We start from the raw sequence: 12,971 nt of genomic DNA on the forward strand, positions 1-12,971 counted from the left end.
GGGCGGCCAGGCTCACTCCTACAAAGGGTTTTGTGTTGAATGTCAGTTTTTCAGGGCTTTCCAGATTTTGCCGACAACGGAAACCACCGCCAACACCACAGCACCAGCGATGATCCCCGCCACGCCATTGAGCAACATCGGCACCGCAAACCCGGCACTCCCCGCCGCTGCGCCAACGCCTTCAATCCAGTCATGCACGATCGGCACGCCATGGGTGAGGATGCCGCCGCCGACCAGGAACATCGCCGCCGTGCCGACCACCGACAGGGTTTTCATCATGTACGGCGCGGCACTGAGAATGGCGCTGCCGATTTTCTTCGCCAACTGCCCAGGCTTTTGCGTCAGCCACAAGCCGAGGTCGTCGAGTTTGACGATGCCCGCCACCAGTCCATACACGCCCACCGTCATCACAATCGCGATACCGGACATGACGATCACTTGCTGAGTCAGCGAAGCAGTAGCCACGGTGCCCAAGGTGATCGCGATGATTTCTGCGGAGAGGATAAAGTCAGTGCGGATCGCGCCTTTGATCTTGTCTTTCTCGTACGCCACCAGATCGGTCGCCGGATCGGCTACCGCCTCAGTCAGTTGCGCATGTTCGACCTCGTCTTCAGCCTTGCTGTGCAGAAACTTGTGCGCAAGCTTCTCAAAACCCTCAAAGCACAGATACGCACCGCCGACCATCAACAATGGTGTCACCAGCCACGGCACGAACGCACTGATCGCCAGCGCCGACGGCACCAGAATCAGTTTGTTGACGAACGAACCCTTGGCCACGGCCCAGACCACGGGGATTTCCCGTTCGGCACGCACGCCGGAGACCTGCTGGGCGTTGAGCGCCAGATCATCGCCCAGTACGCCGGCGGTCTTCTTGGCGGCCATTTTGCTCATCAACGCCACGTCATCCAGCACAGTGGCAATATCGTCGACCAGCACCAGCAAACTGCTTCCTGCCATGAATCCTGTTTCCTTTTATGTATGAATGGTGCGAAGCATAACGCGACCACAGACCACACGGGGCATTCTTGAGCGCTGCGCGAGGCCGGTGCTACCATGCGCAACCGCCAGAACAGGCAAGGAACCACCGGGTTTATGAGCACAATCCGCGAGCGCAACAAAGAACTGATCCTGCGTGCCGCCAGTGAGGAGTTTGCCGACAAGGGCTTCGCTGCGACCAAAACCAGCGACATCGCCGCCAAGGCGGGATTGCCCAAGCCCAATGTCTACTACTACTTCAAGTCCAAGGAGAACCTCTACCGCGAGGTTCTGGAAAGCATCATCGTGCCGATTTTGCAGGCCTCGACCCCGTTCAATCCGGACGGCGTACCGAGCGAAGTGCTGAGCGGCTACATCCGCTCGAAAATCCGCATCTCCCGCGACCTGCCCTTCGCCTCGAAAGTATTCGCCAGCGAAATCATGCACGGCGCCCCACACCTCAGCGCCGACCTGGTCGAGCAACTCAACGGCCAGGCCAAGCACAACATCGATTGCATCCAGAGCTGGATCGACCGCGGGCAAATTGCCCCGATCGACCCTAATCACCTGATGTTCAGCATCTGGGCCGCGACCCAGACCTACGCCGACTTCGACTGGCAGATTTCTGCGGTGACCGGCAAGGACAAGCTGGACGAGGCAGATTATGAAGCGGCGGCGCAGACGATAATCCGGTTGGTGTTGAAGGGGTGTGAGCCGGATCAGTAAGACCGCGGTGACCGCTTCGCGAGCAGGCTCGCTCCCACATTTGGAATGCGTTCCCCTGTAGGAGTGAGCCTGCTCGCGATCGAGGCGACTCGGTTTCAGCTCAAACCCAAATGGCATCCCACAGCGGATAGTCGCCAAGCTTCTCCACCAGCCCGGCCCGCAAGGGGTTGGCCACGACATAACGCGCCATCCTCACCAAGTCTTCTTCCCGTCTCAGCGCGCGGTCATGAAACCCTCTCTGCCAGAGAACGCTGTTTCCACCGGAAGCGTGCCTGACAGCCTTGGTGCTCAGCGATTTGGTTTTTTGCATCACCTCACTCAATGAACCTCGTCGCAATTCAATCAGCCAATGGAAATGATCTGGCATGACTACCCAGGCTAATGAGCTCACCAGCCCCGAATCTTGCGCGTTTCGGAATTGATCAGCGACCAATTTTCCCAAGGCAAAATTCGTGAAAATCGGCTTTCGTTGATAAGTGGTGCTGGTTAACAGATAGATTCGACTGACTTCGGTATAGCGCCCGACTCGCAATTTATGTGCAGCAGGTAGATCCGGCATTCCTTTGCCCTCTGTGATCAGGTCATGAAAAGGCTAGTACCGGGAAAGACAAATGGAGCGGTCAACTGTTGACAGGATGTGTCTGGTAGATAGCAATCGCGAGCAGGCTCACTCCTACAGGGGATCAGGGGTGTTCAAACATTTTGTGTCTGAACACAAATCCCCGTAGGAGCGAGCCTGCTCGCGATAGCAGTTATTCAATCAACGCAGATTCAGGCAGCCACCCCCGCATCCGCCCGCAACTCCAACGCCTCCACCGCCCTGATCGCCACCTGCTCATCAATATCCGACAAATCCCCGCTGATGCCGATCGCGCCCAGCACATTCCCCGCCTGATCCCGAATCAACACACCACCCGGTGCCGGCACGACGCTGCCTTGGCCCATGCTGTTGAGTGCGGCAATAAACGCCGGGCGTTGTTGTGCATCCAGTGCCAGCAGGCGTGAGCCTTTACCCAGGGCAATCGCCCCCCAGGCTTTGCCGATGGCGATGTTCGGACGTAGCAGGCTGGCGCCGTCTTCGCGTTGCAGGGTGATCAGGTGGCCGCCGGTATCGAGTACCGCGATGGTCAGCGGCGCGGCGTTGATGCCGCGCCCTGCAGTGATGGCTTGGTTGACCAAGTTGACTGCGACTTTCAAGGTTAAAGCGCTCATGGTGCCGTCCTCATTTTGTTATAGGGAAAGTCGTGGGCCTGCGGTTTTCTGCCGCAGGCCGATGCAACAAATAGAACACAATGAGTTATTTTTTTGTATACAATAATTCTCGAAAAGCGTCACATGCGACGAAAAGCCACAGTCCGACAGGCTTCCGACGAATGAAACAGGCGCTTGAGAAAATGGATTGACCTGCGCCGTCCGCCGTGAATACACTCTGCGCAAAGCCACTTGTATACAATTACAAAACGTAAAGAGGCACAAAACCATGAGCAAAATGAGAGCAATCGAAGCCGCCGTTCTGGTGATGCGCCGTGAAGGGGTTGATACCGCTTTTGGCATCCCGGGCGCTGCCATCAACCCGCTGTACTCCGCCTTGCAGAAGGTCGGTGGCATCGATCACGTCCTTGCTCGCCACGTTGAAGGCGCCTCGCACATGGCCGAGGGCTACACCCGCACCAAGGCCGGCAACATCGGCGTGTGCATCGGTACTTCCGGCCCTGCCGGTACCGACATGGTCACCGGGCTCTACAGCGCCTCGGCCGACTCGATTCCAATCCTCTGCATTACCGGCCAGGCACCCCGCGCCCGTATGCACAAGGAAGACTTCCAGGCTGTCGACATCACCAGCATCGTCAAGCCAGTCACCAAGTGGGCGACCACTGTTCTGGAACCGGGCCAAGTGCCTTACGCGTTCCAGAAAGCGTTCTTTGAAATGCGCTCCGGCCGTCCTGGCCCCGTGCTGATCGACCTGCCGTTCGACGTGCAGATGGCCGAGATCGAATTCGACATCGACGCCTACCAGCCGCTGCCGCTGGCCAAACCGACTGCGACCCGCGTTCAGGTCGAGAAGGCTTTGGCTTTGCTGGATCAGGCTGAGCGTCCATTGCTGGTGGCCGGCGGCGGCATCATCAACGCCGACGCCAGCGATCTGCTGGTTGAATTCGCTGAACTGACCGGCATCCCGGTGATCCCGACCCTGATGGGCTGGGGCACTATCCCGGACGATCACCCGCTGATGGTGGGCATGGTTGGCCTGCAGACTTCGCACCGTTACGGCAACGCGACCATGCTGAAATCCGACGTGGTGTTGGGGATCGGTAACCGTTGGGCCAACCGTCACACCGGTTCGGTTGACGTTTACACCGAAGGTCGCAAGTTCATTCACGTCGACATCGAAGGCACGCAGATCGGTCGTGTATTCACGCCGGATCTGGGCATCGTTTCCGACGCCGCTGCAGCACTGACCGTGTTCATCGAAGTGGCACGTGAATGGCAAGCCGCCGGCAAGCTGAAAAACCGCAGTGCCTGGCTGCAAGACTGCCAGCAGCGCAAAGCCAGCCTGCATCGCAAGACCCACTTCGACAACGTGCCGGTGAAACCACAGCGCGTTTACGAAGAAATGAACCAGGTGTTCGGCAAGGACACCTGCTACGTCAGCACCATTGGTCTGTCGCAGATTGCCGGCGCGCAGTTCCTGCACGTCTACAAGCCGCGTCACTGGATCAACTGCGGCCAGGCCGGCCCTTTGGGCTGGACCATTCCGGCAGCGCTGGGCGTGGTGAAGGCCGATCCGAGCCGGAAAGTCGTGGCCCTGTCGGGGGACTATGACTTCCAGTTCATGATCGAAGAACTGGCGGTCGGCGCTCAGTTCAAACTGCCGTACATCCACGTCGTGGTGAACAACTCGTACCTGGGTCTGATCCGTCAGGCGCAGCGCGGGTTCGAAATGGACTACTGCGTGCAGCTGTCCTTCGATAACCTGAACGCGCCGGAACTCAACGGTTACGGTGTTGACCACGTCGCAGTGGCTGAAGGCCTCGGCTGTAAGGCGCTGCGTGTGTTCGAACCGTCGGAAATCGCCCCTGCCCTGCGCAAGGCCGAACAGATGATCGAAGAGTTCAAGGTGCCGGTGATCGTCGAGATCATTCTGGAGCGTGTGACCAACATCTCCATGGGCACCGAGATCAACGCCGTCAACGAATTCGAAGACCTGGCGCTGGTCGGCAACGATGCGCCAACGGCGATTTCGCTGCTTGATTAACTGCTGACCGCTGATCGTTCCCACGCTCTGCGTGGGAACGCAGCCCGGGACGCTCTGCGTCCCAAAGCGGACGCAGAGCGTCCATTGAGGCATTCCCACGCAGAGCGTGGGAACGAGAATCTAGAACGGGAGACCACCATGCCGCGTTTCGCAGCCAACCTGTCCATGCTGTTCACCGAACAGGATTTCCTTGCCCGTTTCGACGCCGCCGCCAAGGCTGGTTTCAGCGGTGTCGAGTACCTGTTCCCGTACGACTTCAGCTCCGCTGAAATCAAAGCCAGGCTCGACGCCAACGGTCTGACCCAAGTGCTGTTCAACCTGCCGGCCGGTGACTGGGCCAAGGGCGAGCGCGGTATCGCGTGCCTGCCGGATCGGGTTGAAGAGTTCCGCGCCGGGGTCGATCTGGCGATTGCCTACGCGCAAGTGCTGGGCAACACCCAGGTCAACTGCCTGGCCGGTATTCGTCCGCAAGGCGTTGACGATGCCACCGTGGAAAAGACCTTCGTCGCCAACCTGAAATACGCCGCCGACAAGCTGCAGGCAGCGGGCATCAAACTGGTGATGGAAGCGATCAACACCCGCGACATTCCGGGTTTCTACCTGAACAACACAGCGCAAGCCCTGTCGATTCGCGAGCAGGTCGGCAGCGCCAATCTGTTCCTGCAATACGACATCTATCACATGCAAATCATGGAAGGCGATCTGGCCCGCACCCTGCAATCGCACCTGGGCGAGATCAACCATGTGCAGCTCGCGGACAACCCGGGGCGCAACGAACCAGGCACTGGTGAAATCAACTATCGGTTCCTGTTCGAACACCTCGATCGCATCGGTTATCAGGGTTGGGTGGGCTGTGAATACAAGCCGCTGACCACCACCGAAGCAGGCCTCGGCTGGCTGAAAACCCATAACGCAATCTGACGCAGATCCCCTGTAGGAGTGAGCCTGCTCGCGATGAATTCACCTCGGTACACCTGATGTACCTCAGCGCCTGAATCGCGAGCAGGCTCACTCCTACATAAAGGCAACAGCTTCCCCCTATTTGCTTGAGCAAGACAAAAACAAGAGGATTTTCTCATGGCTAAAATCGGATTTATCGGCACCGGCATCATGGGCCACCCAATGGCTTCGAACCTGCAGAAAGCCGGTCACAGCCTGTTCCTGTCGGCGCACCACGACGCCGCCCCGGCCGACCTGGTCGCCGCTGGCGCCGTCGCCCTGGCCAACCCGCGCGAAGTGGCGCAGGAAGCTGAATTCATCATCGTCATGGTCCCGGATACCCCGCAGGTCGACGACGTACTGTTCCGCGCCGACGGCGTTGCCGCCGGCCTGAGCAAAGGCAAAATCGTCATCGACATGAGCTCGATTTCGCCGACCGCGACCAAGGCGTTCGCCGCCAAGATCAACGAGAAAGGCGCGCAGTACCTCGACGCACCGGTGTCCGGTGGTGAAGTCGGCGCCAAAGCCGCGACTCTGAGCATCATGATCGGTGGCGACGCCGATGCCTTCGAACGCGCTCTGCCGCTGTTCCAGGCCATGGGCAAGAACATCACTCTGGTCGGTGGCAATGGCGACGGTCAGACCGCCAAAGTCGCCAACCAGATCATCGTCGCCCTGAACATTCAGGCCGTCGCTGAAGCCCTGCTGTTCGCTTCGAAAAATGGTGCCGATCCAGCCAAGGTGCGTGAAGCACTGATGGGCGGTTTCGCCTCCTCGAAGATTCTTGAAGTGCACGGCGAGCGCATGATCAAAGGCACTTTCGATCCAGGCTTCCGCATCAGCCTGCACCAGAAGGACCTGAACCTGGCCCTGCAAGGCGCCAAAGAGCTGAACATCAACCTGCCGAACACCGCCAACGCCCAGCAAGTGTTCAGCACCTGCGCGGCCATCGGTGGCAGCAACTGGGACCACTCGGCGCTGATCAAGGGTCTGGAGCACATGGCCAACTTCTCGATTCGCGACAACAAATAAGCCACTGCCCCGTCGCTCGTTCCCACGCTCTGCGTGGGAATGCAGCCCGGGACGCTCCGCGTCCCTGCCGAAGCGGACGCAGAGCGTCCATTGAGGCATTCCCACGCAGAGCGTGGGAACGATCATCAGCATTAACCAAGAACAATAAGATTGGGAGCCCGCCATGTCGGTCGATCCGCAACAACTGCTGCGCGAGCTGTTTGCCACAGCCATCGACGCGGCCCATCCGAACCAGGTCCTCGAAGCCCATTTGCCTGCTGATCGCAGCGGTCGGGTGATCGTCATCGGTGCCGGCAAAGCCGCTGCTGCCATGGCACAAGTGGTCGAGCGCTGCTGGGAAGGTGACGTGTCTGGCCTGGTGGTGACCCGTTACGGTCACGGCGCCCCGTGCGAAAAAATCGAAGTGGTCGAAGCCGCGCATCCCGTCCCGGACGCTGCCGGTCTGGCCGTGGCCAAACGCGTGCTGGAACTGGTCAGCAACCTGACCGAGGACGACCGCGTAATCTTCCTGCTCTCCGGTGGCGGCTCTGCCCTGCTGGCGTTGCCGGCCGAAGGCATCACCCTCGCCGACAAGCAATCGATCAACAAAGCCCTGCTCAAATCCGGCGCGACCATCGGCGAGATGAACTGCGTGCGCAAGCACCTCTCGGCGATCAAGGGCGGCCGTCTGGGCAAGGCCTGCTGGCCTGCCACTGTTTACACCTACGCGATTTCCGATGTACCGGGCGACCTCGCCACGGTCATCGCTTCCGGCCCGACCGTGGCCGATCCAAGCACCTCCGCCGAAGCGCTAGCGATCATCAAACGCTACGGCATCGAGATTCCGGCCTCAGTGCGCACCTGGCTGCAAAGCCCTGAGTCGGAAACCGTCAAACCCGGCGATCCGTCCCTCGCGCGCAGCCACTTCCAGTTGATCGCTCGCCCTCAGCAATCACTGGACGCTGCGGCGGTGAAATGCCGTCAGGCCGGTTTCAGCACGCTGATCCTCGGCGACCTCGAAGGCGAATCGCGCGAAGTGGCAAAGGTCCACGCCGGTATCGCCCGCCAGATCATCCATCACGGCCAGCCATTGGCGGCACCGTGCGTGATTCTCTCCGGCGGCGAAACCACCGTGACCGTGCGCGGCAATGGCCGTGGCGGGCGCAACGCCGAGTTCCTCCTTAGCCTCACCGACAGCCTCAAAGGCCAGCCCGGGGTTTACGCCTTGGCCGGTGACACCGACGGCATCGACGGCTCGGAAGACAACGCCGGCGCGATCATGACCCCGGACAGCTACGCCCGCGCCGCCGCTCTTTGCCTGAGCGCCAGCGACGAGCTGGATAACAACAACGGCTACGGCTATTTCGCGGCGCTCGATGCGCTGATCGTCACCGAGCCGACCCGCACCAACGTCAACGACTTCCGCGCCATCCTGATCCTTGAGAGCTGTAAATCATGACGCCTGATAAAAAGGTCAAAATCCTCGCCACCCTCGGGCCTGCTGTCGATGGCATCGAAGACATCCGTGAACTGGTCGAAGCCGGGGTCAACATCTTCCGCCTGAACTTCAGCCACGGTGATCACGCCGACCACGCCAAGCGCTATCAGTGGATCCGCGAAGTCGAGCGCCAGCTCAACTATCCGCTGGGCATTCTGATGGACTTGCAGGGACCGAAACTGCGCGTCGGCAAGTTCGCCGACGGCAAGGTGCAGTTGCATCGTGGTCAGGCGTTCCGCCTGGATCTGGACGCGACACCGGGCGATGAGCGCCGGGTGAATCTGCCGCATCCGGAGATCATTGCCGCGCTGGAAGCGGGCATGGATCTGCTGCTCGACGACGGCAAACTGCGTCTACGCGTGGTCACCAAGTACGACGATGCGATCGACACCACCGTGCTCAACGGCGGCGAGTTGTCGGATCGCAAAGGCGTCAACGTGCCGCAAGCAGTGCTCGACCTCAGCCCACTGACTGCCAAGGATCGTCGTGACTTGAGCTTCGGTCTGGAACTGGGTGTGGACTGGGTCGCGCTGTCGTTTGTGCAACGCCCGCAAGACATCATCGAAGCCCGCGCATTGATCGGCGACAAAGCCTTTTTGATGGCGAAAATCGAGAAGCCTTCGGCCGTTGAGCAACTGCGCGAAATCGCTGAACTGAGCGACGCGATCATGGTTGCCCGTGGCGATCTCGGCGTTGAAGTGCCGGCCGAAAGCGTGCCGCAGATTCAGAAGAACATCATCACCACCTGCCGCGAACTCGGCAAACCGGTGGTGGTGGCGACGCAGATGCTTGAGTCGATGCGCTTCTCCCCTGCCCCGACCCGCGCCGAAGTGACTGACGTTGCCAACGCCGTGGCCGAAGGCGCCGATGCGGTGATGCTCTCGGCGGAAACTGCGTCCGGTGAGTACCCGCTGGAAGCCGTGCAGATGATGAGCAAGATCATTCGCCAGGTGGAAAACGGCCCGGATTATCAGACCCAACTCGACGTCAGCCGGCCGAAAGCTGAAGCGACCGTTTCCGATGCGATCAGCTGCGCGATTCGTCGTATCAGCAACGTGCTGCCGGTGGCGGTGCTGGTCAACTACAGCGAATCCGGTGCGTCGAGTTTGCGTGCAGCGCGGGAACGGCCGAAAGCGCCGATCCTCAACCTGACGCCGAACCTGCAGACCGCACGGCGTTTGAGCGTGGCGTGGGGCATTCATTCGGTGGTCAACGATCGCCTGCGTCAGGTCGATGAGGTTTGCTCCACCGCGCTGGAAATCGCCCAGGCGCAGGGTATGGCCGAGCGCGGCGACACGCTGCTGATCACTGCGGGGGTGCCGTTCGGGCAGCCTGGATCGACCAACTCGCTGCGGATCGAAACGTTGATTTAAGCCCCCCACCATGATCGTTCCCACGCTCTGCGTGGGAATGCGGCCCGGGACGCTCTGCGTCCCAAGAGCAGACGCAGAGCGTCCTTTGAGGCATTCCCACGCAGAGCGTGGGAACGATCAGTATCGAATGACCTGCCATGCCTGCCAATCACTTCAACACCCACTGCCCCGACTGGGCCGAGGCTTTGCTCAACGGTTTCAGTCAGATATTCCTTCAGCGCCATCCGCTGTGTGGTCTGCTGTGCCTGTTGGCGATCCTGCTGACAGCACCGGTGCTGTTCGCCGGTGCGCTGCTCGGTGCCGTCGCCGGATTGCTCACCGCACAACGGCGAAACTACGCCAAGGCTGATCGCCAGGCCGGACTGTTCAGCTACAACGGCATTTTGCTCGGCCTGCTGCTGAGCCTGTATTTCCCCTGGTCGCCAATGCTGCCACCGCTGATTCTTGCCGCTGGCGGCTTGAGCGCAATGGTCACGCAGCAATGGCTCAAACACGTCTATAGCTGCCGCTCCGTACCGGCTTACACCTCACCATTCGTGGCCATGAGCTGGATCCTGCTACTGTTCGCCGAGCCGTCGGCGCCGATGGCGCACATCGAGATGAACCCGCTGAACCTGCTCGCCGCTGAACTGCGCGGCTTGGGTCAGGTGATGTTCCTTGGTCATCCACTGGCCGGCGCGTTGATCGCCGTCGGTTTGCTGATCGCAGATCGCCGTGCATTCTGCTGGGCGCTGCTGGCGGCGGCGATCGGCCTCGGCTCCAGTCTGCTGCACCACGAAACCAGCGCTGCACTTTTAGGCCTCGGCAGCTACAACGCCGTACTCGCCGCCCTCGCCTTTTCCGCGCAACGCCAACAACCCTGGCTGCCGCTAGTCGGCATCGTGTTAGCGCTGCTGGTTACACCGCTGTTTGCCGCCGTCGGCCTCGCCACATTGACCGCGCCGTTTATCCTCGCCGGCTGGCTGATCCGCTCCGGGATTCAGATGCTCGGCAAAGCCAGCGTCGAGCGTGCGCCTTGCGCTCATGGGGAGAATCAACCTAGGCTGCGCTGATCTTCGATTCAGGCGTTATCCATGGACAGCAGCAACAGTTGGCGCGAACGGCTTTACGTGATGATTTTCCAGAGCGACACCCGCGCCGGGCGTCGCTTCGACGGCATCCTGCTGTTGATCATCCTCGCCAGTCTGGTGATCGTGATGCTCGACAGTATCGACAGCATTCACCAGAACTATGCCGACGTGCTGGCCTACATCGAGTGGGGCTTCACGATCATCTTTCTCGGCGAGTACATCCTGCGTCTGTACTGCTCGCCCAAGCCGTTGCGCTACGCCTTCAGCTTTTACGGGCTGGTGGATTTGCTGGCGATCGTGCCGGGCATCCTCGCCCTGTATTACAGCGATGCGCAGTACCTGCTGATTATCCGGATCATCCGCATGCTGCGGATTTTCCGCGTGCTCAAGCTCAGCCCGTATCTCAAGCAAGCCAATTATCTGATGTCGGCGCTGCGCGGCAGCAAGCAGAAGATCGTGGTGTTTCTGGTCAGCGTCTGCACCCTGGTGACGGTGTTCGGCACCTTGATGTATGTGATCGAAGGCCCCGAGCATGGCTTCACCAGCATTCCCAAAGGCATCTATTGGGCGATCGTCACGCTGACCACCGTGGGCTTCGGTGACATCGTGCCGAAGACCCCGCTGGGCCAGGTGATTTCGTCGCTGGTGATGATCACCGGTTACTCGATCATCGCCGTGCCGACCGGGATTTTCACCGCCGAACTGGCCAACGCCATGCGCGGCGAACAGCTGCAACACGATTGCCCTGTGTGCAAGAAAAACAGCCATGAACATGGCGCCGCGTTTTGCTCGCGATGCGGCAATGCGCTGTTTAAGAAACTGGAATAAGCAAAGAGCTTTTTAATCTTTAAACGACTATGCGCGCGCCGTTATAGTCAGTGGCAATTGAATATCACCCCCTGCTCCTACACAGATAAAACAAGGAATGCGCAGTGAAAAAACTCTTTGGCGCCTCACTTCTCGCCGCCGGCCTGGCCTTGGCCAACATCGCTCAGGCAGCCCCGACGCTGCTCAACGTTTCCTACGACGTGATGCGCGATTTCTACAAGGACTACAACACTGCGTTCCAGAAACACTGGCAGGCCGAGCACAACGAAAACATCACCGTGCAGATGTCCTTCGGCGGCTCGAGCAAGCAAGCGCGCTCGGTCATCGATGGCCTGCCGGCTGACGTCATCACCATGAACATGGCCACCGACATCAACGCCCTCGCCGACAACGGCAAACTGGTCCCGGAGAACTGGGTCACCCGTCTGCCGAACAACAGCGCGCCGTTCACCTCGGCCACCGTGTTCATCGTCCGCAAAGGCAACCCGAAAGCCCTGAAAGACTGGCCGGATCTGCTCAAGGACGGCGTGCAAGTGATCGTGCCAAACCCGAAAACCTCGGGTAACGGCCGCTACACCTACCTGTCGGCGTGGGGTTATGTGCTGAAGAACGGTGGCGACGAGAACAAGGCCAAAGACTTCGTCGGCAAACTGTTCAAGCAGGCGCCAGTGCTCGATACCGGTGGCCGTGCGGCGACCACCACGTTCATGACCAACCAGATCGGCGACGTGCTGGTGACCTTCGAAAACGAAGCAGAAATGATTGCCCGCGAGTTTGGTCGTGATCAATTCGAGGTGATCTATCCGAGTGTTTCGGCTGAGGCTGAGCCGCCGGTTTCTGTGGTCGATAAAGTGGTCGACAAGAAAGGCTCGCGTGCGGCGGCGGATGAGTACCTGAAGTACCTGTGGTCGCCAGAAGGTCAGGAGATCGCGGCGGCAAACTACCTGCGTCCACGTGACCCGGCGGTGCTGGCGAAGTACACCGATCGCTTCCCGAAAGTTGATTTCCTTTCGGTGGAGAAGACCTTTGGTGACTGGCGTACGGTGCAGAAGACTCACTTCAATGATGGTGGGGTTTTCGATCAGATTTATAGTGGGCAGTAAGGTTTAAGCCGTGATGAAAAAGGCGACTCTCAGAGGTCGCCTTTTTTGTGGACGCGTTACCCTCACCTGATCTGGTCAAACGATACTGGACACGGTTATAGGGTTTAGGTCATTTCTCATGCTGCCAAGGCTTCCATTGCTACCGGAGTCCGATATCCGTTGTGACTGTGCAGCCTGATCCGATTGTAATAA

The 12,971-nt window shown here is 59.7% G+C and carries 12 protein-coding genes; 9 read left to right on the forward strand and 3 right to left on the reverse strand.

Annotated elements, in window-relative coordinates:
* Positions 1-42: 42 nt before the first annotated feature.
* Entirely contained in the window at positions 43-957 is a 915-nt protein-coding gene (locus AC0ZWN_RS28325) for a DUF808 domain-containing protein (protein ID WP_476337641.1), read from the reverse strand.
* Between the two features lie 135 nt (positions 958-1,092).
* On the opposite strand from AC0ZWN_RS28325, the gene AC0ZWN_RS28330 reads away from it, so the two are divergent.
* A complete protein-coding gene (locus AC0ZWN_RS28330) occupies positions 1,093-1,701 on the forward strand; it encodes a TetR/AcrR family transcriptional regulator (RefSeq protein ID WP_008083515.1) in 609 nt (202 codons plus the stop codon).
* 100 nt (positions 1,702-1,801) lie between these two features.
* Here the strand turns inward: AC0ZWN_RS28330 and AC0ZWN_RS28335 are convergent, their stop codons facing one another.
* Together AC0ZWN_RS28335 and AC0ZWN_RS28340 are read right to left on the reverse strand one after the other, a co-directional pair.
* Positions 1,802-2,260, reverse strand: coding sequence for an REP-associated tyrosine transposase (locus AC0ZWN_RS28335; RefSeq protein WP_476337643.1), 459 nt, complete (start codon positions 2,258-2,260; stop codon positions 1,802-1,804).
* Positions 2,261-2,472: 212 nt separating this feature from the next.
* Positions 2,473-2,913, reverse strand: a complete 441-nt coding sequence (locus tag AC0ZWN_RS28340) for a GlcG/HbpS family heme-binding protein (RefSeq protein WP_095050212.1) — start codon at positions 2,911-2,913, stop codon at positions 2,473-2,475.
* Positions 2,914-3,181: 268 nt separating this feature from the next.
* On the opposite strand from AC0ZWN_RS28340, the gene gcl reads away from it, so the two are divergent.
* From gcl to AC0ZWN_RS28380, 8 genes are all read left to right on the forward strand, one after another.
* On the forward strand, positions 3,182-4,957 hold the full coding sequence (gene gcl / locus AC0ZWN_RS28345) for a glyoxylate carboligase (RefSeq protein ID WP_007919935.1): 1,776 nt from the start codon (positions 3,182-3,184) through the stop codon (positions 4,955-4,957).
* A 138-nt stretch (positions 4,958-5,095) separates the two neighbouring features.
* Positions 5,096-5,878, forward strand: coding sequence for a hydroxypyruvate isomerase (gene hyi, locus AC0ZWN_RS28350; RefSeq protein WP_095050211.1), 783 nt, complete (start codon positions 5,096-5,098; stop codon positions 5,876-5,878).
* 156 nt (positions 5,879-6,034) lie between these two features.
* The gene (locus AC0ZWN_RS28355; RefSeq protein ID WP_007919937.1) at positions 6,035-6,928 is read left to right on the forward strand and encodes a 2-hydroxy-3-oxopropionate reductase; all 894 of its coding nucleotides are present in this window, start codon (positions 6,035-6,037) and stop codon (positions 6,926-6,928) included.
* Between the two features lie 163 nt (positions 6,929-7,091).
* Positions 7,092-8,366 (forward strand): glycerate kinase type-2 family protein, encoded by a 1,275-nt coding sequence (locus AC0ZWN_RS28360; RefSeq protein ID WP_476337644.1) that lies wholly within the window; start codon positions 7,092-7,094, stop codon positions 8,364-8,366.
* Entirely contained in the window at positions 8,363-9,778 is a 1,416-nt protein-coding gene (gene pyk, locus AC0ZWN_RS28365; RefSeq protein WP_116032412.1) for a pyruvate kinase, read from the forward strand. The genes AC0ZWN_RS28360 and pyk overlap by 4 nt, the downstream gene beginning before the upstream one ends.
* Positions 9,779-9,915: 137 nt before the next feature.
* Positions 9,916-10,830 carry an urea transporter gene (locus AC0ZWN_RS28370; protein ID WP_476337646.1) on the forward strand — a complete coding sequence of 305 codons (915 nt, stop codon included), beginning with the start codon at positions 9,916-9,918 and terminating at the stop codon, positions 10,828-10,830.
* A 21-nt stretch (positions 10,831-10,851) separates the two neighbouring features.
* A complete protein-coding gene (locus AC0ZWN_RS28375; RefSeq protein WP_007919942.1) occupies positions 10,852-11,676 on the forward strand; it encodes an ion transporter in 825 nt (274 codons plus the stop codon).
* Between the two features lie 104 nt (positions 11,677-11,780).
* Positions 11,781-12,779, forward strand: coding sequence for a sulfate ABC transporter substrate-binding protein (locus AC0ZWN_RS28380; protein ID WP_034151535.1), 999 nt, complete (start codon positions 11,781-11,783; stop codon positions 12,777-12,779).
* The last annotated feature ends 192 nt before the right edge of the window (positions 12,780-12,971 follow it).

The organism is Pseudomonas sp. 3B-A001-10F, from assembly GCF_056313565.1.